This is a genomic window from Pantoea rodasii, from assembly GCF_002095465.1.
GTDB lineage: Bacteria > Pseudomonadota > Gammaproteobacteria > Enterobacterales > Enterobacteriaceae > Pantoea > Pantoea rodasii.
Window position 1 is genome coordinate 100,626 of record NZ_MLFP01000011.1, and the last position, 26,231, is coordinate 126,856.

The 26,231-nt window shown below is 55.6% G+C and carries 23 protein-coding genes and 1 pseudogene; 13 read left to right on the forward strand and 11 right to left on the reverse strand.

The window, feature by feature from the left end:
- Positions 1–99: 99 nt before the first annotated feature.
- The 8 genes from cysM to HA45_RS15245 all read right to left on the reverse strand — a co-directional run bounded on the left by cysM (position 100) and on the right by HA45_RS15245 (position 6,683).
- Entirely contained in the window at positions 100–981 is an 882-nt protein-coding gene (gene cysM, locus HA45_RS15210; RefSeq protein WP_100701204.1) for a cysteine synthase CysM, read from the reverse strand.
- A 73-nt stretch (positions 982–1,054) separates the two neighbouring features.
- On the reverse strand, positions 1,055–2,143 hold the full coding sequence (gene cysA, locus HA45_RS15215; RefSeq protein ID WP_100701205.1) for a sulfate/thiosulfate ABC transporter ATP-binding protein CysA: 1,089 nt from the start codon (positions 2,141–2,143) through the stop codon (positions 1,055–1,057).
- Positions 2,133–3,005, reverse strand: a complete 873-nt coding sequence (cysW, locus tag HA45_RS15220; protein WP_100701206.1) for a sulfate/thiosulfate ABC transporter permease CysW — start codon at positions 3,003–3,005, stop codon at positions 2,133–2,135. Before cysW ends, cysA begins: the two co-directional genes overlap by 11 nt.
- A complete protein-coding gene (cysT, locus tag HA45_RS15225) occupies positions 3,005–3,838 on the reverse strand; it encodes a sulfate/thiosulfate ABC transporter permease CysT (protein ID WP_100701207.1) in 834 nt (277 codons plus the stop codon). The genes cysW and cysT overlap by 1 nt, the downstream gene beginning before the upstream one ends.
- Positions 3,838–4,854, reverse strand: a complete 1,017-nt coding sequence (locus HA45_RS15230) for a sulfate ABC transporter substrate-binding protein (RefSeq protein ID WP_100701208.1) — start codon at positions 4,852–4,854, stop codon at positions 3,838–3,840. Before HA45_RS15230 ends, cysT begins: the two co-directional genes overlap by 1 nt.
- 253 nt (positions 4,855–5,107) lie before the next feature.
- On the reverse strand, positions 5,108–5,728 hold the full coding sequence (locus HA45_RS15235) for an RpoE-regulated lipoprotein (RefSeq protein WP_100701209.1): 621 nt from the start codon (positions 5,726–5,728) through the stop codon (positions 5,108–5,110).
- A gap of 63 nt (positions 5,729–5,791) precedes the next feature.
- A complete protein-coding gene (locus HA45_RS15240; protein WP_100701210.1) occupies positions 5,792–6,250 on the reverse strand; it encodes a DUF2919 domain-containing protein in 459 nt (152 codons plus the stop codon).
- A 7-nt stretch (positions 6,251–6,257) separates the two neighbouring features.
- Positions 6,258–6,683: a GNAT family acetyltransferase gene (locus HA45_RS15245; protein ID WP_100701211.1), complete on the reverse strand. Its 426-nt coding sequence runs from the start codon at positions 6,681–6,683 to the stop codon at positions 6,258–6,260.
- A gap of 210 nt (positions 6,684–6,893) precedes the next feature.
- Between HA45_RS15245 and amiA the strand changes: the two genes are divergently transcribed.
- Complete coding sequence (gene amiA / locus HA45_RS15250; RefSeq protein ID WP_100701212.1) at positions 6,894–7,751, forward strand: N-acetylmuramoyl-L-alanine amidase AmiA; 858 nt, start codon at positions 6,894–6,896, stop codon at positions 7,749–7,751.
- 47 nt (positions 7,752–7,798) lie between these two features.
- Positions 7,799–8,719: an oxygen-dependent coproporphyrinogen oxidase gene (gene hemF / locus HA45_RS15255; RefSeq protein WP_100701213.1), complete on the forward strand. Its 921-nt coding sequence runs from the start codon at positions 7,799–7,801 to the stop codon at positions 8,717–8,719.
- Between the two features lie 101 nt (positions 8,720–8,820).
- Here the strand turns inward: hemF and maeB are convergent, their stop codons facing one another.
- Entirely contained in the window at positions 8,821–11,100 is a 2,280-nt protein-coding gene (gene maeB, locus HA45_RS15260) for an NADP-dependent oxaloacetate-decarboxylating malate dehydrogenase (protein ID WP_100701214.1), read from the reverse strand.
- A gap of 319 nt (positions 11,101–11,419) precedes the next feature.
- Between maeB and tal the strand changes: the two genes are divergently transcribed.
- The 3 genes from tal (at position 11,420) to ampH (ending at position 15,769) form a co-directional block, all read left to right on the forward strand.
- Positions 11,420–12,370, forward strand: a complete 951-nt coding sequence (gene tal, locus HA45_RS15265; RefSeq protein ID WP_100701215.1) for a transaldolase — start codon at positions 11,420–11,422, stop codon at positions 12,368–12,370.
- 69 nt (positions 12,371–12,439) lie between these two features.
- The gene (tkt, locus tag HA45_RS15270) at positions 12,440–14,449 is read left to right on the forward strand and encodes a transketolase (protein ID WP_100701216.1); all 2,010 of its coding nucleotides are present in this window, start codon (positions 12,440–12,442) and stop codon (positions 14,447–14,449) included.
- Between the two features lie 144 nt (positions 14,450–14,593).
- Positions 14,594–15,769: a D-alanyl-D-alanine-carboxypeptidase/endopeptidase AmpH gene (gene ampH / locus HA45_RS15275; RefSeq protein ID WP_100701217.1), complete on the forward strand. Its 1,176-nt coding sequence runs from the start codon at positions 14,594–14,596 to the stop codon at positions 15,767–15,769.
- A 103-nt stretch (positions 15,770–15,872) separates the two neighbouring features.
- On the opposite strand, the gene HA45_RS15280 is transcribed toward ampH, so the two are convergent.
- Complete coding sequence (locus HA45_RS15280) at positions 15,873–16,931, reverse strand: DUF1176 domain-containing protein (RefSeq protein WP_100701219.1); 1,059 nt, start codon at positions 16,929–16,931, stop codon at positions 15,873–15,875.
- 580 nt (positions 16,932–17,511) lie between these two features.
- On the opposite strand from HA45_RS15280, the gene HA45_RS15285 reads away from it, so the two are divergent.
- The 8 genes and pseudogenes from HA45_RS15285 (at position 17,512) to HA45_RS15320 (ending at position 25,449) form a co-directional block, all read left to right on the forward strand.
- Positions 17,512–18,342 carry a DeoR/GlpR family DNA-binding transcription regulator gene (locus tag HA45_RS15285; protein ID WP_034825836.1) on the forward strand — a complete coding sequence of 277 codons (831 nt, stop codon included), beginning with the start codon at positions 17,512–17,514 and terminating at the stop codon, positions 18,340–18,342.
- Positions 18,343–18,354: 12 nt separating this feature from the next.
- Complete coding sequence (locus HA45_RS15290; RefSeq protein ID WP_034825834.1) at positions 18,355–19,338, forward strand: substrate-binding domain-containing protein; 984 nt, start codon at positions 18,355–18,357, stop codon at positions 19,336–19,338.
- A gap of 2 nt (positions 19,339–19,340) precedes the next feature.
- Entirely contained in the window at positions 19,341–20,846 is a 1,506-nt protein-coding gene (locus HA45_RS15295) for a sugar ABC transporter ATP-binding protein (protein ID WP_100701371.1), read from the forward strand.
- Positions 20,839–21,827 (forward strand): annotated as a pseudogene (locus HA45_RS15300) (ABC transporter permease). Before HA45_RS15295 ends, HA45_RS15300 begins: the two are co-directional and overlap by 8 nt.
- A 13-nt stretch (positions 21,828–21,840) precedes the next feature.
- A complete protein-coding gene (locus HA45_RS15305) occupies positions 21,841–22,890 on the forward strand; it encodes an ABC transporter permease (RefSeq protein ID WP_100701221.1) in 1,050 nt (349 codons plus the stop codon).
- Entirely contained in the window at positions 22,890–23,582 is a 693-nt protein-coding gene (gene alsE, locus HA45_RS15310) for a D-allulose 6-phosphate 3-epimerase (protein ID WP_100701222.1), read from the forward strand. The genes HA45_RS15305 and alsE overlap by 1 nt, the downstream gene beginning before the upstream one ends.
- Positions 23,579–24,472, forward strand: coding sequence for an allose kinase (alsK, locus tag HA45_RS15315; protein ID WP_100701223.1), 894 nt, complete (start codon positions 23,579–23,581; stop codon positions 24,470–24,472). Before alsE ends, alsK begins: the two co-directional genes overlap by 4 nt.
- Entirely contained in the window at positions 24,472–25,449 is a 978-nt protein-coding gene (locus HA45_RS15320; protein WP_100701224.1) for a ribokinase, read from the forward strand. Before alsK ends, HA45_RS15320 begins: the two co-directional genes overlap by 1 nt.
- Positions 25,450–25,554: 105 nt before the next feature.
- On the opposite strand, the gene nudK is transcribed toward HA45_RS15320, so the two are convergent.
- Positions 25,555–26,133 (reverse strand): GDP-mannose pyrophosphatase NudK, encoded by a 579-nt coding sequence (gene nudK, locus HA45_RS15325; RefSeq protein WP_100701225.1) that lies wholly within the window; start codon positions 26,131–26,133, stop codon positions 25,555–25,557.
- Positions 26,134–26,231: the final 98 nt, after the last annotated feature.

Sequence of the window (26,231 nt, forward strand, 5' to 3'; positions counted from 1 at the left end):
GCCAACACCAGACGATTATTAGGGAGACTATAGACAAAAATGGCCCGGTCGCACCACCACAGCACGCTCAGGCCAGATAAAATGCGGGGAAAGCGAAAATCAGTGAAATACGCCAGTCGAGAGATAACGATCGCCGCGATCGCAAACAATCGCCACCACCACGCTACCCGGATAGGTCGTCGCGATACGTAATGCACCGGCCACCGCGCCGCCGGAACTAACGCCACAGAAAATCCCTTCCCGCTGCGCGAGCGCTCGCATGGTTTCCTCGGCTTCCAGCTGTGCCATATCGATGACGTCATCCACCAGCTCAGGACGGAAAATCCCCGGCAGATAAGCCTCAGGCCAACGACGAATGCCGGGAATGCTGCTGCCTTCCTGCGGCTGTAAACCAATCACTTGCACCGCAGGGGCAAACTCTTTCAGATAGCGTCCCACACCGGTGATGGTGCCGGTGGTGCCCATGCTAGAGACAAAATGCGTCATGCGACCTTGCGTCTGCTGCCAGATTTCCGGGCCGGTGGTGAGATAGTGGCCGAGAGGATTGTCAGGATTATTGAACTGGTCCAGCACTCTGCCCTCACCGCGATCGGCCATCTCTTGCGCGAGATCGCGTGCACCTTCCATGCCCTGCTCACGCGTCACCAGCAGCAATTCTGCGCCGTAGGCACGCATCGCATCCTGACGCTCCTGACTCATGTTATCCGGCATCAGCAGGCGCAGCTTATAGCCTTTCATCGCGGCGATCATCGCCAGTGCAATGCCGGTATTGCCGCTGGTCGCTTCAATCAGGGTATCGCCGGGTTTGATGTCACCGCGCAGCTCCGCCTGATGAATCATCGACCAGGCTGCACGATCTTTTACCGAACCGGCTGGATTGTTGCCTTCCAGCTTTAACCAGATTTCACTGCCGTTATCGGGCGTCAGGCGTTGCAACCTGATCAACGGCGTATTGCCGATGGTATTTTCTAGTGTGGTCACGGTGTGATTCCAGACAGAAGAGACGCAAATAAATCGGGCGGGAAAAGTCCCGCCCGAAGGAGTGTCAAAAATATCAGGCGCTCTCGGCAAAGGCAACCGGACGCAGCGGCGTCGTGCCGTGATAAAGTCGTGCCTGCTGCAGGCCGACAAACAGGCGCTCACCGCGAATCGGTGCAGTATGGTCGCCATCGTAGACCACCGAGAAGACGTCGCCCTGCCAGCCGCTTGGCTGCACTACTAACTGCCAGAAGTGACCGCGCGGGCTGATTTCCAGCACCTGCACCGGAAGTGGCGTTTCGAGGCTGCTCTGGCGTGAGATATCGACTTCCCACGGACGCAGGAACAGTTCGACATCGCCCTGATGCGCAGGCGTATAGCCCAACGGCCAGCGGTGCGCACCAACATGGAATTGCGAGCCGTGCACTTCGCCGTCGAAGCGATTCACTTCGCCGAGGAACTCCAGCACAAAGCGCGTGGCCGGTTCCTGCCACACTTCATCTGGCGTCCCGACCTGTTCGATATTGCCCTGGCTCATCACCACCACGCTGTCAGCGACTTCCATCGCCTCTTCCTGGTCATGGGTGACGAACACGCTGGTGAATTTCAGCTCTTCATGCAGCTGACGCAGCCAGCGACGCAGCTCTTTACGCACCTGCGCGTCCAGCGCGCCGAAAGGCTCATCCAGTAACAAGATCTGCGGTTCCACCGCCAGCGCACGCGCTAAGGCCACACGCTGCTTCTGTCCACCGGACAGCTGCGCCGGAAAACGGTTAGCGAGATGCGCCAGCTGCACCATCTCCAGCAGGCGGGTCACGCGCTGTTTAATTTCAGCAGCAGATGGACGCTCGCGACGCGGCAGCACGCTCAAACCAAAGGCGATGTTGTCGAACACTGTCATGTGGCGGAACAGCGCATAGTGCTGGAACACGAAGCCTACCTGACGGTCGCGCGCATGAATGCGGCTGACATCTTTACCGTGGAAATGAATATGCCCGCTGTTCTGATGCTCCAGCCCGGCGATAATACGCAGCAGCGTGGTTTTTCCCGAGCCTGACGGACCGAGCAGCGCCACCATCTTACCGGTAGGAATATCCAGTGAGATTTCGTTCAACACCGGGGTGCGACCGAACGATTTGTTAATTTGTTTAATCTCAATGCTCATGATTTTCCTCCTGTTGGCGCTTTTGCTGATGCTCTAATCGCCACTGCACTACGCTTTTCAGAAACAGCGTCAAAATGGCCATCAGGGTCAACAGCGCGGCCGCGGTAAACGCGCCAACCGTGTTGTAATCCTGATGCAGTAATTCAACCTGAAGCGGTAAGGTGTAGGTCTCACCGCGAATCGATCCCGAAACCACCGAGACCGCACCAAACTCGCCAATCGCGCGAGCGTTGGTTAACACCACGCCGTACATCAGCGCCCAGCGGATGTTCGGCAGCGTCACGCGGCGGAACATCTGCCAGCCGGAGGCACCTAACAGCACGGCGGCTTCATCTTCATTGCTGCCCTGGCTCAACATCACCGGCACCAACTCACGCACCACAAACGGACAGGTGACGAAGATGGTGGCCAGCACCATGCCCGGCCAGGCAAACATAATCTGGATGTTGTGGGCATCCAGCCAACCGCCCGCCGGACCGTTAATGCCCCAGAACAGCAGATACATTAAACCCGCCACCACCGGTGACACGGCAAACGGGATATCAAACAAGGTCAGCAGCAGCTGGCGTCCGGGGAAGGTAAAGCGCGTCACCAGCCATGCCAGCAGCGTACCGAACACCAGGTTTACCGGCACGGTGATCAGCGCCACCATGATGGTCAGCCAGATAGCGTGCAGCATGTCGCCATCTTTCAAATTAGAGAGCGAGGCGATGATGCCCTGGTTCAGCGCTTCCCAAAAGATCGAGATCATCGGGACCACCAACAGCAGGAAGGACACCAGCGCACCCACGCCAATCAGCAGCCATTTGCCCCAGTTCACTGGCTGACGCTCAGCGTGATTAATCTGCGAAATCTCCGCCATTAGTGGCCTCCTAAGCGACGGCCAAAGCGGCTCTGCAAGGTATTAATCGCGAACAGCAACAGCAGCGAAGCCGCCATGATCACCGAGGCGATAGCACTGGCTGCCGGGTAATCAAACTCTTGCAGACGAACAAAAATCATCAACGAGGTAACTTCGGTTTTCCACGCGATGTTGCCCGCAATGAAAATCACCGCGCCGAACTCACCAAGGCTGCGGGTAAAGGATAATGCCGTGCCGGCCATCAGCGCGGGCGCCACTTCTGGCAGCACCACGCGGCGGAAACTCTGCCACGGTGTCGCACCCAGCGTTTCAGCCGCTTCCTCATATTCCGGGCCCAGCTCTTCTAATACCGGCTGCACCGTGCGCACCACAAACGGGATGCTGGTGAAGGCCATCGCCACCGCAATGCCCAGCCAGGTGTAAGAGACTTTGATATCGAAATGGGCCAGCCATTGACCATACCAACCGCTCACCGAGAACAATCCCGCCAGCGTCAAACCGGCGACGGCCGTGGGCAGCGCAAACGGCAGATCCATCAAACCATCCAGCAGTGCGCGGCCAGGAAAACGGTAGCGTGTCAGAATCCACGCCATCAGCATGCCAAACAGCGCATTGAAGATGGACGCCACGCCCGCCGACAGCAGCGTCACCTTATAGGCAGCAATCAGCTGTGGATTGGTCACCACATCCCAATACTGCGCCAGCGTCATGTTGGATAACTGCATTAGCAGTGCGCTGATCGGCAGCAGCAGAATCAGGCAGGTAAACAGCAGGCTGGTGCCGAGGCTAAGACCAAAGCCGGGCAATACGCGTTTCTGAGCTAAGGCAAACATCAACCGCGCCCCGCTGCCAGTAATTTGTCCAGCTCACCGCCGCTGGCAAAATGGGTTTTCATCACGTTATCCCAACCGCCAAACGCGTCTTGCACGTTGAACAGCGCCGTTTGCGGGAAGCGATCTTTCTGCTCCGCCATCAGCTGCGGGTTGTTTACGCGATAGTAATAACCGGTAATGATTTTCTGCGCTTCAGGTGAGTAGAGGAAATTCAGATAGGCTTTTGCCGCATCGGCGGTGCCATTCTGCTCGACGTTTTTATCCACCCACGCCACCGGGAATTCGGCGAGGATGTTGGTCTTCGGCACAATGACTTCGAATTCATCTTTGCCGTATTGATTACGGATGTTATTCACTTCCGACTCAAAACTGATCAGCACATCACCTAAACCGCGCTCTGCAAACGTGGTGGTGGCGCCACGGCCGCCGGTATCAAACACTTCCACGTTCTTAAGAAACTTCGCCATAAAAGCTTCGGTTTTGGCTTTATCTTTACCATCTGCCTGATCGGCAGCGCCCCACGCAGCCAGATAGGTATAACGGCCGTTGCCTGAGGTTTTAGGATTTGGGAACACCAGCTTCACGTTGTCACGCGCCAGGTCAGCCCAGCTGTGAATCTGCTTAGGATTTCCTTTGCGCACCAGAAACGCCATGGTGGAGTAAAACGGAGAACTGCTGTTTGGCAGACGCGTTTGCCAGTCGGCCGGAATCAGGTTGCCTTTGTCATGCAGCACCTGCACATCGGTCACCTGGTTGTAGGTCACTACATCCGCACGTAAGCCCTGCAGAATCGCCAACGCCTGTTTTGATGACCCGGCATGCGATTGTTTAATCGTCAATTTGTCATTCGGGTGCGCAGCATCCCACTGCTTCTCAAACGGCGCATTGAGGGCGACAAACAGCTCGCGCGAGACATCATAAGAGCTGTTTAACAGCTCTGTTGCCTGCGCTGCACCGGCTAACGCCAGTGACAAGGCGATTCCGCTCATCCATTTTTTCGCAATCGGAAGTGTCATGCTGCACCCTGCTAGTCGGCGAAGTCGCCAATGCCATTAGATGCTGTCAGTGTATTTATAACTCAGGGCAAACCAGTAACGGTTTTATATATCGTTTGGGGATTTCAAAGTCTAAAAAGGCATAAGACGGCGGGAGAGTTTATGCAGCAGGCGGGATTAAATCTGATCGATTTGTTTAAACGGTGATGCGTTTGAATGCACCCCTTCGCGCGATGTTTTACGGGCGCCAATCCTGGCGCCCAAACCAAAAAAATCAGCGTTGCCAAACGATTTTGCTGATTTTCCAGCTTTTTAACGTGTCGTCAGCCGGCATCAGACCTTCTGGTCCGTGCCCTTCGCCACTGTAAACATACGAGATATGTTGGCTACCCGGTGCGCGACATTCCACATCGCGGGCATCTAATCCGGTGGTCAATTTGCAGTTGTCGAAGGCTTTGCTGAACTTCGCACTAAACACATCGCCTATTTTACTGCCGTCGGCGCTCTTAGCATCCGCATCCATCACTTCAATGCGTTCGACGCTGCTCTGGCCGTTGATCACCAGCTTCACTTTGCCATCTTCAAGCGCCTGCCAGAAATCCACCACCTGACCATTCTGCGTGCGCATGCCCTGACGCAGCTGATAATCATTGTTCAGTGCTTTACCGATCGCCGCTTCTGACATCGGGGTGGTGCTGCTCAATCCGGCAACACCCTGCTCGGTGACGGTTAACGATCCGCCAAACCAGTTCATTGGATTCAACGCCGACCAGTGATAGCTCAGCGGATTGTACCAATGGCTTTCGCTCGCGCTGGAGGCGGTAGAGGAACCTGAACTGGCGCAACCCGCCAGAATCATGGCGCTGACCAGCAGTGCGGGACGAACAACTTTCATGAATGCTCCTTGATCTCTTGTGCCGATTGGCGTGCCTGTTGGAGTCGCAAACCGGCAAAAAGTTTATTCGATGTGATGTTCCGGCAGAAAACAGTCGCGCAGGCGCCGATGGGTTTGCAGCCAAATCATCGCTAGCAGGTCAAACAGGGTTAACAACAGCGGCAACGGCGAATCAGGAAAAGCGCCTTGTAACAGACCGTAGCCTTGCGACAACAGGCTGATCAATAAGGATACACTCAGCACATGCCGCCAGCTTTGCCACAAGCGTGGCCAGCGTTGACGATAGCCGGTCAGCAGCAAGCCCATCGCCGCCGGAATACCCAGCGCCAGGCCAATCCAAAAGCTTTGACGGTCAGGATAGAACAGTGCCAGCAGATCGTTGCCCTGCTGACGGGATGCGCCCGCCATCACCAGCAACAGCCAGGTGCGCGCCTGCAACAACAGAATCAGCCAAAAAAGAAACGGCAGCCGTAGCTGCCCTTTCGCATCGTATTCATCAGGTAAATATTTCAGCCCCATCATCGGCGGCTTAATACTCGCGGTCTTCGATTAAGCGTTTTCCGAGCAGCATTGACTCCACCGGCTCGTAATCCAGCTTCTCATAGAAGGCGATCACCTGATCGTTCTCTTCTCGCACCATCAGATGAATTTTCGGGCAACCACGTGCAATCAGCTTTTTCTCCAGACGATTCATCAGTGCGTTGGCAAATCCGCGCCCCTGATAATCGGGATGTACGGCCAGGTAGTAAGCGGCACCACGGTGCCCATCGTAGCCGCCCATCAACGTTCCGACCACAACCCCGCCGACTTCTGCCACCAGAAACAGTTCCGGATCGTGGTTGAGTTTACGTTCGATATCCAGTTCCGGATCGTTCCATGGGCGTAACAGATCACAACGCTCCCAGAGCGTGATCACTTCTTCAAAATCTTCCTGGCGGAATGAGCGGATTTCCATCGGCGTTACCCTGCTATTAGGCACAATTCGCTGATTATCACGCATTCTTTGCCAGGCGCAACCCTCACGCCGCGCAACGGCGGAAAAAAACGGCTAAATTGCTGTTAGTAACGTGTAATACAAAGTAATGCGCTGAAATGGTTGTGAAGTCGCCGCAAGGCAGTTGTTACGATATAACACTGGGCAGGATTTTCTGTCAGGGACCCCATTATGAGTAAAATTTCACTGCTGAAGCGCCTCACCAATCGCCGCCAGCTGATTCTTTCTGGCCTGGCGCTGGCGGTGCTGTCACCGCGCGCGGTAATGGCGAAAGAAGAGAGTACTGAATTGCGTGTCAGCAAAGGCCATACGCCGCCGAAGCCGGCCACTAATGGTAAGCGCATCGTGATGATCGATCCGGGTCACGGTGGCATTGATTCGGGCGCGGTGGGCGAAGAAGGGTCAGAAGAGAAACACATCGTTCTGGCGATTGCGAACACCGTGCGCACGCTGCTGCAAAATCACCCGAAGGTTGAAGTACGCCTGACGCGTGATAGCGATCACTTTATCCCGCTGTATCAGCGCGTGGAGATCGCACATCAGCACGGCGCAAATCTGTTTATGTCGATCCACGCGGACGGCTACACCAGCCCGGATGCCAATGGCGCATCGGTGTTTGCCCTGTCGAATCGCGGTGCCAGCAGCGCCATGGCGCGCTATATGTCACAGCGCGAAAACGATGCCGACAAGGTCGGCGGTGCAGAAGTGCAGGAAAAAGATAACTACCTGAATCAGATTCTGTTCGATCTGGTGCAGACCGATACCATCCGCAATAGTCTGACGCTGGGTAAACATGTGCTGGATCAGATTCGCCCGGTGCATCATCTGCACAGTCAGCACACGGAGCAGGCTGCCTTTGCGGTGTTGAAGTCACCTTCGATTCCGTCAGTGCTGGTCGAAACCTCGTTTATTACCAACCCGCGTGAAGAGCAATTGCTGGGCACCACCGCCTTCCGCCAGAAGATTGCCAGCGCGATTGCCGATGGCATCGTCAATTACTTTAACGAGTACGATCGCCACCAGGCGTAGCTTTTTCCTGTGATAGAATCGCGGCAAATTTCCGGAACGAGTGACTCATGAGCAATCCCGATATTTCCCGCGTCAAAGCGTTCTTATTGACGCTGCAGGATGAAATTTGCGCCCAACTGGCCGCCGCCGATGGCACAGCGACCTTCGCCGAAGATGACTGGCAGCGTCCGGGCGGCGGTGGTGGGCGCAGCCGCGTACTGCGCAACGGCGCGGTGTTTGAGCAGGCAGGCGTGAACTTTTCGCACGTACACGGCGATCAGATGCCCGCCTCTGCTACCGCGCACCGTCCTGAGCTGGCGGGCCGCAGTTTTGAAGCCATGGGCGTGTCACTCGTGGTCCATCCTGAAAATCCTTATATCCCCACCAGCCATGCCAACGTGCGTTTCTTTATTGCCGAGAAGCCGGGTGCCGATCCGGTGTGGTGGTTTGGTGGCGGTTTCGATCTCACGCCGTATTACGGTTTCGAAGAAGATGCGCTGCACTGGCATCAGACCGCGTTTGACCTGTGCCAGCCATTCGGTGAAGACGTCTATCCGCGCTACAAGAAGTGGTGTGATGACTATTTCCACCTTAAGCATCGCAATGAACAGCGCGGGATTGGTGGGCTGTTTTACGATGATCTGAATACGCCAGACTTTGATCACTGCTTCGATTTCATGCAGGCGGTGGGCAAAGGATATCTGGATGCCTATTTGCCGATTGTTGCCAAACGCAAAGCGCTGCCGTGGGGCGATCGCGAGCGTCAGTTCCAGCTGTATCGTCGCGGGCGTTATGTCGAGTTCAATCTGGTGTGGGATCGCGGCACGCTGTTCGGCCTGCAAACCGGCGGCCGCACCGAGTCGATTTTGATGTCGATGCCACCACTGGTGCGCTGGGAATATGATTACCAAACCGAAGCCGGCACGCCAGAAGCGGCGCTGTACAGGGATTTCCTGCCGGTGAAAGATTGGCTGGGATTGGGTGAATAAATCAGTGCGCAAAAATGCGCACTCTACGGGATTGTAGGGGTACCATTCATTTGTGCACACCCTACGGGGCTGTAGGGGCGCCATTTATAGCGCCCGGCCCTTCACAACGGCTCGGTCTGCGCCTCCACCACCGCTAATGCCACCATATTCACAATCCGCCTCACCGATGCAATCCGCGTCAATACGTGCACCGGCTTGCTAATTCCCATCAACACCGGCCCCACCGTCACACCTTCCGAGCACGACACGCGCAGCAGGTTATAACTGATACGCGCAGCCTCAACGTTCGGCATGATCAGCAGATTAGCGGTGCCCTTCAGCGGGCTGTCGGGCATCAACTCGCGCCGAATACTCTCCACCAGCGCTGCATCACCGTGCATCTCACCGTCGATCTCCAGATTCGGCGCACGGCTCTGAATCAGCGCCAACGCTTCACGCATCTTGCGTGCGCCGGGCGCATTCGAGGTGCCAAAACTGGAATGCGACAGCAGCGCCACGCGCGGTTCGATACCAAAACGCCGCACCGTTTCCGCTGCCAACAATGTGATATCCGCCAGCTGTTCCGCACTCGGATCTTCGTTCACATAGGTATCCGCAATAAACGTATTCCCGCTTGGCAATAACAGCGCGTTCATCGCACCGGCCACTTTCACGTCATCGCGGAAACCAAACACCTTCTCCACCACATCGTAATGCTCGCGGTAATCGCCGATAGTGCCGCAAATTAACGCGTCAGCCTCGCCACGATGCACCATGATGGCGCCAATCAGTGTCGGATTACCGATCACCGCACGCTGTGCGGTTTCCGGCGTTACGCCACGCCGTTTCATGATCTGGTAATACTCATTCCAGTACTCTTTAAAGCGCGGATCGGACTCGTTGTTTACGATCTCGAAATCCTTGCCCGCTTCGATCTTCAACCCTTGCTTCTGGATACGCATCGCAATCACGTTCGGACGCCCGATCAAAATCGGCTTCGCCAGCCCTAATGACACCAGTTCCTGCGTTGCATGCAGCACCCGCACTTCCTCTCCTTCCGCCATCACCACGCGCTTGGGATCTTTACGCGCTTGCGAAAAAATCGGCTTCATAAACAGGTTGGTTTTGTACACAAACTCGGTGAGCTGCTCACGATAGGCATCGAAATCGGCGATCGGCCGGGTCGCTACGCCGGATTCCATCGCCGCTTTGGCAACGGCAGGAGCAATTTGCACAATCAAACGTGGATCGAAGGGTTTGGGAATCAAATACTCCGGCCCAAAACTCAGGTCCTGATCGTCATACGCCGAGGCCACCACATCGCTCTGTTCGGCTTGCGCCAATGCCGCAATCGCATGCACCGCGGCCAGTTTCATCTCCTCGTTGATCGCCGTGGCACCCACGTCCAGTGCCCCACGGAAAATGAACGGGAAGCACAGCACGTTATTGACCTGATTGGGGAAATCCGAGCGCCCGGTACAAATAATCGCATCCGGCCTGACCTCCTTCGCCAGCGGCGGCATGATCTCTGGTTCGGGATTGGCGAGTGCCAAAATCAGCGGGTCCTGCGCCATTTTCTTCACCATCTCAGGCGTCATCGCTTTCGGACCAGAACAGCCGAGGAAAATATCCGCGCCCGCAATCACCTCATCCAGCGTGCGTGCGCCATTATCCTCAATGGCGTATTCGGCTTTAGTCGGCGTCATATTCGTTTCGCGATCGCGGTAGATCACCCCCTTGGAATCACACACCACAATGTTGTGCTTCTGCATGCCGAGCGCCACCAGCAAATTCAAACAGGCAATCGCCGACGCGCCCGCACCAGACACCACCAGCCGCACATCCGAAATCGCCTTCTTCACGATAGTTAAACCGTTCAGCACCGCCGCAGTACAGATGATCGCTGTGCCGTGCTGATCGTCGTGGAATACCGGGATCTTCATGCGCTCACGCAGTTTCTGCTCGATGTAAAAACACTCTGGCGCTTTAATATCTTCCAGATTGATGCCGCCGAACGTCGGTTCCAGCGCGGCAATCACCTCAATCAGCTTATCCGGGTCCAGCTCATCCACTTCGATATCAAACACATCAATGCCCGCGAATTTCTTGAACAGCACCCCTTTGCCTTCCATCACCGGCTTACCGGCCAGCGCACCGATATTACCGAGGCCGAGCACCGCCGTGCCGTTAGAGATCACCGCCACCAGATTGCCGCGTGCGGTGTATTTATAGGCCGCCAGCGGATCGGCAGCAATCTCCAGACAGGGTGCTGCCACGCCCGGCGAATAGGCCAGCGCTAAATCACGCTGGGTCGCCAGCGGTTTGGTGGGGGAAACCTGAATTTTTCCGGGAGTGGGATATTGGTGGAAATCGAGCGCACTTTGCTTGAGTTGATCGTCCATTGGGCATCCTTTGGCACGGCTGAAAAACCACCAGTATAGGAATCTGCGGCACAAAAGAGGGTGAAGGCGCTCAAAGAACGAGGGCACAGATTGCCACGGCTTCGCCTGCGGCTTTGGCGCAGCCTGCTATCCTTAAGGGTGGCAAAACGCGTAGCTGAACCGATCAGGCACACCCTTCTGTGACAGATGCCCTTCAGCGCCACAATCAGAGAAAACGCATTTTCTTCGTGCAACGTCTGTAGCACTGTGTTGAGCCACGACTCAACAGGAATGGGCACCACTTGCTTGCCCACATTATTGCTAATCAAGGAGTTAAGCGATGAACCAGCTAGATGCATTGAAACAGTTCACCACCGTGGTGGCGGACAGCGGCGACATCGAATCTATTCGCCATTACCATCCGGAAGACGCCACCACCAATCCCTCTTTGATTCTGAAAGCCGCCGGTCTCGATGCTTATAAACATCTGATTGATGATGCCATCGACTATGCGAAAAAACAGGGCGGCAGCAAAGAGACGCAAATCATCAACGCCAGTGACAAAGTGGCGATTAATCTCGGTATGGAAATTCTGAAAAGCGTACCGGGCCGTGTTTCGACCGAAGTGGATGCGCGCCTCTCCTTCGATCGTGGCATGTGTGTGACCAAAGCAGAGAAACTGGTGCGGATGTACGAAGAGAACGGCATTGATCGTTCGCGCATCCTGATCAAACTGGCCTCAACCTGGGAAGGGATCAAAGCTGCTGAAGAACTGGAGAAGAACGGCATCCAGTGTAACCTGACGCTGCTGTTCTCCTTTGCGCAGGCGCGTGCCTGTGCCGAAGCCGGCGTGTTCCTGATTTCGCCGTTTGTCGGCCGTATTTATGACTGGTACAACACCCGTAAACCTATTGACCCGTACGTGGTCGATGAGGATCCGGGCGTGAAATCTGTGCGTCGTATCTACGATTACTACAAAAAGCACCGCTACAGCACGGTGATCATGGGAGCCAGCTTCCGTAAGGTTGAACAGATTCAGGCGCTGGCCGGCTGTGACCGTCTGACCATCTCCCCTAACCTGCTGGAAGAGTTGGCCAACAGCGATGCACCGCTGGAGCGCAAACTGGAGCCATCAACCGAAGGCTTCCATCAACCGTCATCGCTCTCCGAAGCGGAATTCCGCTGGGAGCACAATCAGGATCCGATGGCAGTGGAAAAACTGTCCGACGGTATCCGCCAGTTCGCCATCGACCAGCAGAAACTGGAAGATGTGCTGGCATCCCGCCTGTAAGCAACAAAACTTCTCATGCCGGACGGGCGTCTGCCTGTCCGCTATTGCCCAATCACAAGGGAGAACCCTATGTCTTCACGCAAAGAGTTGGCTAACGCGATTCGTGCTTTAAGTATGGATGCGGTACAAAAAGCAAATTCCGGTCACCCCGGCATGCCAATGGGCATGGCCGATATCGCCGAAGTGCTGTGGCGCGATGTCCTCCAACATAACCCTAACAATCCGGCGTGGGCCGATCGCGACCGCTTTATCCTCTCCAACGGCCACGGTTCGATGTTGCTGTATAGCCTGCTGCACCTCACCGGTTATGACCTGCCGATGGAAGAGCTGAAAAACTTCCGTCAGCTGCATTCGAAAACGCCGGGCCACCCGGAAATCGGCTATACGCCTGGCGTGGAAACCACCACCGGCCCGCTGGGACAAGGTTTAGCCAATGCGGTCGGCATGGCGATTGCTGAGCGTACGCTGGCTGCGCAGTTTAACCGTCCAGGCCATGACATCGTCGATCACCATACCTATGTGTTTATGGGCGATGGCTGTCTGATGGAAGGGATCTCGCACGAGGTCAGCTCGCTGGCGGGCACCCTGGGTCTCGGCAAACTGATTGGTTTCTACGATCACAACGGCATCTCGATTGATGGTGAAACCGAAGGCTGGTTCACCGACGATACCCATAAACGTTTCGAAGCCTATAACTGGCACGTGGTGGGCAGTGCGGAAGGCATTGATGGTCACGATCCTGAAGCGATTGCGGCGGCGATCAAAGAAGCGCAGAGCGTCACCGACAAACCGTCGCTGATCATCTGTCGCACGGTGATTGGTTTCGGTTCACCGAACAAAGCCGGTAAAGAAGAGTCGCACGGTGCGGCATTGGGCGAGCAAGAAGTGGCGTTAACCCGCCAAAAACTCGGCTGGCACCATCCGCCATTTGAAATCCCGAAAGAGATTTATCAACAGTGGGATGCCAAAGAAGCCGGCAGCCAGCGTGAGAAAGCCTGGGATGAGAAGTTCGCTGCTTATAAAGCCGCACACCCGGATCTCGCCAGCGAGTTCAGCCGCCGTCTGGACGGAGGGATGCCTGCGAAATGGAGTGAAGCCACTCAGGCCTTTGTTGATGAGCTGCAGGCCAACCCGCAAAAAATCGCCAGCCGTAAAGCCTCGCAAAACACGCTGGAAGTCTACGGTAAACTGCTGCCAGAGTTGCTTGGCGGCTCTGCTGACCTCGCGCCGAGTAACCTCACCATCTGGTCGGGTTCGAAATCGATTAAAGAAGATATCGCTGGCAACTATATCCACTACGGCGTGCGCGAATTTGGTATGACGGCGATTGGTAATGGCCTGGCGCATCACGGCGGCTTTATTCCGTACACCGCCACCTTCCTGATGTTTGTTGAGTACGCGCGTAATGCGGTGCGCATGGCGGCGCTGATGAAAGCGCGTCAGGTACTGGTCTACACCCATGATTCGATTGGTCTGGGCGAAGATGGCCCAACCCACCAACCGGTTGAGCAACTCGCCAGCCTGCGTGTGACGCCGAATATGAGCGTCTGGCGTCCGTGCGATCAGGTGGAAACCGCCGTGGCGTGGAAAGCGGCTGTGGAGCGCCATCATGGCCCCACCGCATTGATTCTGTCGCGTCAGAATCTGCTGCAGCCAGAGCGCAGCAAAGCGCAGGTGGCCGATATCGCGAAAGGCGGTTACGTGCTGCAAGATTGCGCCGGCACGCCAGAAGCGATCATCATTGCCACCGGCTCTGAGATTGAAATCGCGCTGGGCGCGGCAGATAAACTCGGTGCCAGCGGCCACAAGGTGCGCGTGGTGTCCCTGCCCTGCACTGACGTGTTTGACAAGCAGGATGCGGCCTATCGCGAGTCGGTGCTGCCTTCCGGCGTAAAAGCGCGCGTGGCGGTCGAAGCGGGCATTGCCGATTACTGGTTCAAATATGTTGGGCTGGATGGCGCGATTGTCGGTATGACCACCTTTGGAGAATCGGCACCGGCCAGCAAGCTGTTCCCGGAATTTGGCTTTACGGTAGAAAACATCGTCAGCCATACCGAAGCATTACTCAAGCCGCACTAATCGATCCGGCCCTGCGTCTTTTGGCGTAAGGGCCGTTTTTTGATCACAGCCTGATACAGAAAAAATCCTGCCTTCCCCCTTCACGCCTCGCGCAAACTGATTACTATAAGCTTTCCTCCGAATCCTGTTGCGGACGCTTTCCCGTTGAAAAAACGTACTCCCTTTTTACTGGCCTTAATGGTTTCTGTGCTTCCATTAAAAAGCATGGCGCAGACAGCGGCCGATCCGCTGCTGGCGTCCCAAATCGTTGATCGCTACGCCGAGCACATTTTTTACGGCAGCGGCGCAACCGGCATGGCACTGGTGGCGATTGATGGCAATCAGCGCGTATTTGCCAGCTTTGGCGACACCAGCCCCGGCAATAACGTGCGCCCTCAGCTCGATTCTGTGATTCGTATTGCCTCGCTGAGTAAATTAATGACCAGCGAAGTGATGGTCAAAATGGCAGAGCGCGGACAGATTCGCCTGGATGATCCGTTGAGCAAGTATGCTCCGGCTGGCGCGCGCGTCCCGAACTATAACGGCCAACCGATTCGCTTGATTAACCTTGCGACGCACACCGGCAGCCTGCCGCGCGAACAGCCAGGTGGCAAACCGCATCGCCCGGTGTTTGTCTGGCCGACCAAATCTGATCGCTGGCAGTGGCTGCAGGGCGCGCAGCTAAAAGCTACGCCGGGTACACAAGCGGCTTATTCCAACCTTGGCTTTGACCTGCTGGGCGATGCCCTGTCGAAAGCCGGAGGGTTGCCGTATCCCGCGCTGTTGCAGCAACTGGTAACGCGCCCACTCGGCATGAAAGACACGACCTTTACGCCATCGCCGGATCAGTGCCAACGCTTGATGATTCCTGAAAAAGGCGCCAGCCCGTGTAATAACACGCTCGCGGCAGTCGGCAGCGGTGGCGTCTATTCGACGCCGGACGATATGGGACGCTGGATGCAGCAGTTCCTGAACTCGGCGGTCAATCACCGCACGCCTCAGGTCGATCGTTTGCAAACGCTGATTTATCGCCGTGACCAGTTGACCAAAGTTGAAGGCATGGATGTGCCCGGCCGCGCCGATGCGTTGGGCATGGGTTGGGTGTATATGGGGCCCAAAGAGGGACGTCCGGGGATTATCGAGAAAACCGGCGGCGGCGGTGGCTTCATCACCTATATGGCAATGGTGCCGCAGCATAATGTTGGGGTGTTTGTGGTGGTGACGCGTTCACCGCTGTCACGCTTCACACCCATGAGCGATGGCGTCAATAACCTGCTGGCAGAGCTGGTCGGCAATCAAAATGGCTCACCGATGATGATCAATGCCATACCTTCCCCCTAAATAATTCGTGATGCAGAAAGGCGGCAATTGAATGAATCCCCAGGAGCTTACATCAGTAAGTGACTGGGGTGAATGAAAACAGCCAACGCATCTGCAGCGCGAATTATGACGGGGGCTGGCTGACCCACAGGGTTGGCCAATCATCACTGCTGTGCCACGCATCACAGGTTTTCTCTTCTGCATACTCTGCCAGAACAAATTCATTACCGTCGTACTGCCAGCGCGTGGCGACGCCACAATCCCCCAGGCCGCGCCCTTTACTGAAGGTGTAAAGCAAGCCGCTGCTGGCATCGAACTCGGCATTCACCAATTCCAACTGATTATCGCTACGCGAGGGCGGCGTAAACGGCAAGGTGAGCGTGAGCCCGCGCGCAACGTAAGGCTGGGTGCGCGTCACCTCAAAAGCCAAATCAATTACGTTGTAGGCACCGGTTTCACAACTCACTAAGATCAACGCCTTACTGTCGGTGAGCGGCGCCACGCTCACCTCACGCCGCAGCGGATCCAGCGAACAGGTGTCGGTATTGATGCGCCAGCTGCCGTAATCAATCAATCCGGCAGTTTCTTCTTGCGTCAACGGCGCGGGCTGCGGCAATGGCGCGGGCAGTTGCGTTAGCGGCGGCGCTGGCGGGACATCCCACTGCACGCGATCGCCACGTTTCACCCACGCACTGGCCCCATTCACCCGGCCCTGAACTTCATCCATTAACAGCAGCGCCGCTTTCATGCCGCTCAGCAGAATGGTGGCTTTGGCCTGATAAGTGAGTTGCAGATTGTTGGCATCCAGCGTTTGCGAGAGGAATTCGTCGATGGCAATCGGGTTACTGGTAGCCAGATGATGCGGTTCCACTGTCCAGTGTTTGAGATCCGGCGTCAGGCGACGCTGATCAAGTAACAGATTTTCTTTTAATGGCGCACCGGGCAACTCACCGCTGTACGCGCTGCCGTAGTCGATACGCAGCAGCGGGCGATCGTTAGCACCGGCATGGCGTGAGATCGTCATCACCAATCCGTTGTCACCCGGAAAGCTGCGTGCCACGCAAAAAGCCGCGTTGTTACAGGTGAGCTGCCAGTCAGAAAATGACTTTTGCAGTGGCTCTGCCTGAACGCACGCGACAAACATAAAGGGCAATAAAAGCAGCGACTTCATCCAATAAGACATTAAAAAAAACGGTCCCCAAATTCCTTGAAAGGAAATCATAGCGTAACGGCAACGCTGCCAGCAGGCCGAAACTGTGAGCTGGCCCTAAAAGCGGTACTAACTGCTGAAAAAGCCGCCGCCTGATGGCGATCTGAGGCTGGATGATGCAATCACTCCATCATCCGTTTCGACCGAATTGCGCTCAATCGGATTCGTCGGACTGTGGAGTAATGATTATCTGAAAGCGTGTGGCCGGGTAAAACAGCTGTTCGATTGAAGTCCTGCCGTCGAGGATGGATTAGCTAAAAACAATTTAGCTAACTTCACAAAACGGTCAAATACACACAAACGGTCATAACCGGTCATGCTAAGGTGTTTTCATACGGTAATAATTGTTTGCTACCGATCCCCCGATTTAGCGCTAACACGCGTGTTTATGTGAACCAGATCTCTATTAAATGAAAAAATGAGATCTCATTTACATAAAAATTCGACTTATATCACCCTAACGTGGCTGGGCAATTTGGTCACTGCGGACTCGTGCGCAGTCCACATTTTCCCGCTGCGGTATCCAGTACTTTATACCCATCGGAGGGCAGTCATGTTGCCGATTGAAAGACAGCAGCGAATTATTGACGAACTAAATTTAAATGGTCGGGTTATTGTCGCTGAATTAGTCACGCTGTGTCAGGTTTCGCAAGAAACCATTCGTCGTGATTTAACTCAGCTGGAGAAACGTGGGCTATTACAGCGCAGCCACGGTGGTGCAGTACCCGCAAAACGACAAGCCGCTAACATTCAGGGGAATACGAGGGGTGTTAACGAGTATGAGTTATCTTTCCGCCAGCGCATGAATGAACATGTAGATGCAAAAATGGCGATAGCCAAACGTGCACTCGATTTCATCAGCCCCGGCGATTGTATATTACTCGACAGCAGCACCACTTGCTGGTATCTAGCGCGACAGCTACCGGATATTGAATTAACGGTATTAACCAACTCTATCAGAATTGTACAAACCCTTGCGGCGCGCGGCAGTATCCGCACCATCTGTCTGGGGGGAGAATATTCTGACCGTTATGAAGATTTCCACGGCGTGGTCGCTGAGCAGCCTTTACGGGAATTTCAGATTAATAAGATCTTTTTTTCCTGTAGCAGTTTAGGCAATGACGGTTATTTACGTGAAGGTAACGAAAACAACGCACATTTAAAACAACAGATGTTACTAGCAGCAGAAAGAAAACATCTGCTGCTGGATGCCAGTAAATTCCTGCGGCCCTCATTCGCGCGTATTTGTCATTATCGCGATGTGGACTTTCTCATCACTGACCAATTAAAAGACAAAGAGCTGGAACAAGAATTAGCCTGGAACGGCGTCAATATTATTGATTGCTCACAGCGCAACAATTCAATGCAGCTAATAAAAAATTAATCCGGAGTCTTTATGAAAAAACATCTTATCGCCTGTTCTCTGCTTGCCCTGTTTGCCGCTACTGGCGCGCACGCTGCTGACAAATTACGCATGGGCATCGTGGTGAAAATTGGCGGTATTCCGTGGTTCAACGCCATGGAAGCGGGCATCAAGAGTGAAGCAGCGAAACGCGGCATTGATGCATGGATGGTGGGCCCAACCGCCGCCGACCCGGCGCTGCAGGTGCGTGCGATTGAAGATTTGATTGCGCAGAAAGTCGACATCATCGGTGTAGTGCCGAATGACCCGAAAGTACTGGAGCCGGTGCTGAAACGTGCACGTGAAGCCGGTATTCAGGTTATTACCCACGAATCACCGGATCAAAAAGGCGCGAACTGGGACTTCGAACTGGTGGATGCCCCGACGCACGGCATCAACCACATGAAAGCGCTGGCGAAGTGCATGCATGAAGAAGGCAAATACGCCATGTACGTCGGCAGCCTGACCGTGCCACTGCATCAACAATGGACCGATGCCGCCCTGAACTACCAGAAAGAACATTATCCAAAAATGCAGATGGTAACCGACAAGTTCGGCGTCGGTGAATCGCTGGATGACTCTATCCGTACCACCAACGAGTTGATGTCCAAATACCCGGATCTGAAAGGCATTATGGCGTTCGGCTCACAGGGCCCAATTGGTGCCGGTCGCGCGGTGATGAACCGTAACAAGATTGATCAGGTGTGCGTGATTGGCGCCTTCAGCCCAGGTCAGGGTGCTTCTCTGGTGCAGCGTGGTGCGATCAAAGGTGGCTACATCTGGAATCCGCAAACCGCGGGCGAAGTGTTCGTGCGTATCGCCGACATGATGCAGAAGAAAGAACCGATCACCGACGGTATGACCATCGACGGTCTGGGCAAAGTGAAAGTTGACGAGGCGACCCACACCATCCTCGGCAACAACACCGAAAGCCTGGATAAAGAAAACCTGCCAAAACTGGTGAAAATGGGGCTGTAATGATGAAAGAGGTGATCCCACAGACGTTAATTGCGCTCGACAACCTGTCGAAAACATTTGGTGGCAACCGCGCACTGAGCGATATCTCGCTGAGCTTACTGGCGGGCGAAGTCCACTGCCTGGCTGGCACCAACGGCTGTGGCAAAAGCACCTTAATCAAAGTCATTTCCGGGGTACACGCCCCGGATAGCGGCAGTCGCATAGCCCTGGGCGATGGCCCGACCTTCCCGCGTCTGACCACCCGTCAGGCGCGTGATTTCGGTATCCAGGTGATTTATCAGGATCTGTCGCTGTTCCCGAATTTAAGCGTGGCCGAGAACATCGCCTTTGAGCACAACCTCAATGGCCTGCTCGGCTGGCATCGTAAAGCCAAACTGCGCGAAACGGCGACCCGCATTATTGAAGAACTGAAGTTCGATCTCGACCTGGATGAGAAAGTCTCGGCGCTGTCGATTGCCGCACGTCAGCAGGTGGCGATTTGCCGTGCGCTGGTCGCCGATGCACGACTGGTGATCATGGACGAGCCCACCGCTTCTCTGACCCGTACCGAAGTGAACCAGCTGCTGCGCACCGTGCGCTATCTGAAAGACAAAAACATCTGCGTGGTGTTTGTCAGCCATCGTCTGGATGAAGTGCTGGAGATTTCGGATCGCGTAACGGTGATCCGCGATGGGCGCAAGATGGGCTGCTGGCCCGCCAAAGACATGACGCCACATCATCTGACTGAACTGATGACTGGGCTGAAGCTCGATTATCAACTCAAAGCGCCAACGCGCAATGCCGACCGCGCCATTCTCGAAGTCGAGAATCTGACGCGCGCCGGACAATATCATGACGTCAATTTCAAGCTGTATCAGGGCGAAGTGCTCGGCCTGTGTGGCCTGCTGGGTTCGGGTCGCACCGAGCTGGCGCTGTCACTGTTTGGCATGACCAAACCCGACAGCGGCAAAATCTGGCTCGACAGCAAACCAGTGCGCTTCCGTGGTCATGAAGATGCCATCAAAGCCGGCATCGGTTATGTCTCTGAAGACCGCTTAACCCTGGGCCTGGTGCAGCAACAATCGGTGGCGGACAACATGGTGCTGCCGATCCTCGACAAGCTGCAAAACCGTTTTCATATCATCGACGAATACCGAAAAAACAAGCTGATCCTGCAATGGATTCAGCAGCTCGGCGTGCGCGTGGCCGATCCCAATCTGGCGATCTCCACTCTTTCCGGCGGTAATCAGCAGAAGATCGTGCTGGCGAAATGGGTGCTGACCCAGCCGCGTATTTTGATTCTGGATTCCCCGACCGTGGGCGTGGATGTCGGTGCCAAAGCCAGCATCTATCAGCTGATCCACGAGCTGGCGAAAGAAGGTCTGTCGATCATTCTGATTTCCGATGAAGTGCCCGAGGTTTGGTACAACTGCGACCGCATTCTGCACTTCCGTGATGGCACCGTTCATGCCGAATACCAACCCGATACCGTTGAGCAACAACAGCTGGCGGAGGTGATCAATGCCTGATTTTTCTCGTTTACGCCCGCACTCCAGTCAAGGCTGGCTGGCATGGGTGCTGCTGGCTTTCATCCTGTTCTTCTCGGTGGCCAGCGACCAATTCCTCTCCGTGCAAAACCTGCTGGACCTGGCAGAAAGCTACGCGGTGACCGGCATCTTTGCGCTGGGCCTGTTCGTGGTGCTGGTGACCGGCGGGATCGATATCTCCTTTGCCGCGGTGGCGTCGGTGGTGCAATACCTGATCGCTTCGCTGTTTGTGCAGTTCCAGTTTGATAACGCTGCCTTGAGCATTCTGCTGGCGATTGCCTGCGGTACCGCTTTCGGCGTGGTCAATGCGCTGCTGATTACCTCACTGCGCGTGGTGTCGATCATCATCACCATCAGTATGCAGTCGCTGCTGTTTGGTCTGCTGATGTGGGTGACCGGCGGTAAGAGCCTGTATTCCCTGCCGGACTGGTGGATCACGCTGCGCAGCGTGCTGCCCTTCTCCTGGCAAGGCAACAGCTTCCAGATTGGCCTGCCGCTAATCACCATGCTGGTGATTGCCGGACTGACCGCGCTGCTGCTCAACAAAACCAACCTCGGCCGCCAGCTGTATGCGGTGGGCGGCGATGCGGAATCGGCACGTCGTATCGGGATTCGCGTCGGTCTGATTCATGTCTTCGCTTACGGCTGGCTCGGTGCGATGGCGGCGATTGGCGGGCTGGTACAGGTGTATCGCATGGGTGAAGTGGTGCCGAATGCGTTAGTCGGCGGCGAGCTGGATGTGCTGGCGGCCACGGTACTCGGCGGTGCCAGCCTGATGGGCGGTAAAGGCACGGTGAGCGGCACACTGATGGGCGTGTTCCTGATCGCCATCCTGAAGAACGGCCTCAACCTGATTGGCGTCTCCAACTACTTCATGAACATCGTGGTAGGCGCCGTGATCATGGTGGCGATTGCCGTCACTCACTACAAAAACGTAAAGAAACTGACGTCAGTTTCGTCTGACAGAGGCATTCACATGAAATCACTCTCTGCTCTGCGTCCGGACGGCACCAATATCGGCCTGATGCTATTGATTGCGCTGGCACTCGCGATATTCACCATCATGCTGCCGGGCCGCTTTATGACCGACTCGACCTTTATGAGCATGGCGTTCCAGCTGCCGGAACTCGGCTTACTGACGCTGGCGATGTTTATCGCCATCCTCAGCGGCGGCCTGAACCTGGCGATTATCGCCACCGCCAACCTGACCGCACTCTTTATCGCCTGGACCTTGATGAGCGCCCTGCCCGCTGATGCCGGTACCGGTCAGCAACTGCTGTGGCTGTTTATCGCCATCGTCGGCGCGATGCTGATTGCTGCGGTGATCGGCGTGATCACCGGCGTGATGGTGACGCGAATTGGCGCGCACCCGATTTTGGTGACGCTGGCGACCATGATGACGCTGAACGGCATCGGTATCTGGCTGACCAAAGGCGCGGCGGTCAGCGGCATGCCTTCAGTGGTGCAGGCGCTCGGCTCCAACACGCTGCTGGGGATGCCGCTGCCGCTGTGGGTATTCCTGATTGCCGCCGCGCTGCTGGCGCTGTTCCTCGGCAAAACCCGCGCCGGCAAATGCATCTACATGGGCGGCAGCAACATTAATGCCACCTGGTTTAGCGGTATCAATACCCATCGCATGCTGGTGCTGGTGTATGTGATCTCCAGCCTGCTGTGCGTGTTGGCCGGATTGATCATGATGGCGCGCTTTAACTCAGCGCGAATGGGCTACGGCGATGCGTATCTGCTGCTCACCGTACTAGCGATTATTCTCGGCGGCACCGACCCGAACGGCGGTTTCGGCCGCGTGACCGGTGTGGTGCTGGCGCTGATTGCGCTGCAAGTGCTCTCCACCGGTTTCAACCTGATGAACATCAGCCAGCACGTAAGCCTGGCGATGTGGGGCGCGGTACTGATTGTGGTGCTGGCCTTCAAACAATTTAAAGCCCGTTTTAATGAACACCGTGCCGTCAAGCTCAGCAGGTTAGCTGCGGCCCTTAACCCTCTGACAGAAAAGAAGGAAGTCTAATGCGTATTCAAGTCTCCCCGTCGTTGATGTGTATGAATCTGATGGAGATCAAGCACCAGCTGGAAGTGCTGGATTCCCGCGCCGACTTCCTTCATATCGACATCATGGACGGCCACTTTGTGAAAAACATCACGCTGTCGCCGTTCTTCATTGAGCAGATTCGTCCGCACACCAAAGTGGCGCTGGATGTGCACTTGATGGTGGAACAGCCGACCGATTTCATTGATGCAATTGCCAAAGCGGGTGCCGATTACATTTGCCCGCACGCGGAAACCATCAACCGTGATGCGTTCCGTGTGATTAACCTGATTCGCAGCCACGGCAAGAAAGTCGGCGTGGTGCTGAACCCGGCCACACCGGTGTCGTTTATCCATCACTACATTCATCTGCTGGATAAAATCACCGTGATGACCGTGGATCCGGGCTATGCCGGTCAACCGTTCATCCCGGAAATGGTGGCGAAAGTGCAGGAGCTGAAAGCACTGAAGCAGCAGCATGGCCACAAATATCTGATTGAGATCGATGGCTCGTGCAACACCCGCACTTACAACACGCTGGTTGGTGCGGGTGCGGAAGTGCTGATCGTCGGCACCTCTGGCCTGTTCAACATCCATGACGATCTGGCAACGGCCTGGGACATGATGCGTGACAGCATTGATGAAGCTCAGGGTCTGGCGAAGGTATCCGCATGATTCCACGCTGGCTGGGTATCGACATTGGCGGCACCGGCACACGTCTGCAGCTAATGGAAGAGGGACGCATCTGGTCCAGCTTCCGTAAGGTGCCGACGGCCAGCTGGGCGCAGCAGCCCGACGCTTTGACGGCACTCGGGCAGTTAATTAATGAAACACTGGAGCAGCAACCGGTGAGCGGCGTGATGCTGGGATTGCCTGGCATTCTCAGTCGCGATCGTCAGCAGGTGATTTCGCTGCCGTTTATTCAGGCGCTGGATCATCAGCCGGTGGCGGCGATCCTCACCGAACGTCTAGGCGTGCCGGTGGCGATGGATAAAGATGTTAACCATCTGATGATGTGGGATTTAATGCAGCTGGAGCAGTTGCCAGATATCGCGGTAGGTTTGTATCCCGGTACCGGCATGGGCAACAGCTTGTGGATTAATGGTCGTTTTTATCACGGCCAGCACGGTGGCGCGGGTGAGTTGGGCCATGTGCCGATTGCCGGCAATGAACTGCCCTGCCCGTGCGGCAATCGGGGTTGTGCGGAGACGGTGACTTCTGGCAACTGGCTGAGTCACTGGGCCAGGACCAACGTGCCGAATACCGATATGTCGGCGCTGTTTACCCAGCATGGCGACCATCCGGAACTGCAGGCGTTTGTGTATCGGCTGGCGCAGCTGATTGCCACCGAGATGAATATCCTCGATCCGGAGTATTTGATTCTGGGCGGTGGCGTGCTGGCGATGGCGGATTTCCCGCTGGCGCAGTTACGTAGTCAGATTCAGCAGCATCTGCGTCCACCCGCCACGCGGGACAATTTAAAAATCATCTTTAGTCAGTCCACCGATCACACCGGCTGTCGCGGTGCCTGTTTGGCCGCCGAACGCCTGTTCAGGAGTGCATGATGAAAGGAAAAGTGTGTGTGTTTGGCTCGTTCAACCTCGACGTCGTCGCGGTGATGAACCGTTTTCCAATGCCGGGTGAATCACTGACTGCCCACAACAGCATGATGGGACCGGGCGGCAAAGGCGCAAACCAGGCCACGGCAGCGCTGCGTGCCGGGGCGCGCGTGCACTATATCGGCAAGGTCGGTAACGATGATTTTGGCATTTTTGCCCGTCGTCACCTGGAGAAAACCGGCTTCGATGCGATTACGCTGTTTACCTGTAAAGAGAAGCCCACCGGCAACGCACTGATCTATGTGGCCGGGGATGATGCGGAGAATATGATTTCCGTGTATCCCGGCGCCAATACCACGGTAACGGCGGCGGAAGTGTCACGCTGTCAGCCCACGGTCGCCGCCGCCGATATTTTGCTGGTGCAGTTAGAGAACAACCTGAGTGCCATTCAGCGCATGATCGATAATGCCCGTGCGGGCGGCACTTTCGTGATTTTGAACCCGGCGCCGTGGCAGAAAGTGAGCGATGCGCTGCTGGCGAAGGTGGATCTGCTGACGCCTAACAGTACCGAAGCAATGCAGATTACCGGCGTGAAGGTGACTGATTTTGCCAGCGCGCAGAAAGCCGCAGAAGTGATGCACCGCAAAGGCGCGCGTCAGGTGATTATTACCCTGGGGATGGCGGGCGCATTGCTTTCCACAGCAGAACAACAGCCGTTACGTATTCCGCTGTTCCCGGCGCAACCGCTGGATACCACCGGCGCGGGCGATGCGTTTAACGGTGCGCTGGCAGCGCGTTTAGCTTCAGGTGATGAACTGCCACAGGCGGCATTGTTTGCTTCGGCGTTTGCTTCATTGTGTGTGGAACGCTCTGGTGCGGCCAACTCCATGCCGTCTTACGCCGAAGCGCTGGCACGTATGCAGGCCCATCCGGAGTGCGTGCCCGAGCCGTTGGAGACGGCTGAAATTGTGCACACTTCGTAGCAACGCAATTTATTGCGTAATGCCTGGATGGGCAATCTATCGCTGATAAATGCGCGATAAATCGCGTCGCTACACTCGGTATCAAACCTAGGGTGCGACGCTTTTTTATGCCACTAACCAACCTGCAATCTGTGCATGCTGCAGCAGCATAATGGCTTTACCATCGCGGATGCGGCCGTCTTTCACCATCGCCAGCGCTTGCGGGAACGGCACCTCAAGCACAGCAATCTCTTCATCTTCCACGCCGCCACCTTGATTAGCGCGTTGCGCATCACTGTATTCTGCAGCAAAGAAGTGAATCAGCTCAGTGACGCCGCCCGGTGACATATAGGCTTCATAAAGTTTTTCCACTTTACCCACCTCATAACCGGTTTCTTCGATTGCCTCCTTGCGGATGCAATCTTCCGGCGTGTCATCGTCGAGCAGGCCCGCGCAGGTCTCAATCAATTCACCGCTGGTATTGCCATTCACAAAGGTGGCGATGCGGAACTGACGAATCAGCAGCACGGTGTTTTTATCGCGGTTATAAAGCAGGATGGTGGCGCCGTTGCCGCGGTCATAGACTTCGCGTTTGTGGCGCACGACTTCGCCGTTGCTGCGGGTCAGTTCGTAGGTGAAGTTTCGCAGGATAAAGTAATTATCTGACAGTAACTTATCTTTGATGATGTTGATCTTTAACGACATGGCCGCTCCACCGCTTAAATGAGGGAGCCTGAGATAATAGGCGCTAGCGGCGGGGAAAACTATCTGAATTCGTGCGGTCAGTGCGCAATGAAGGACGA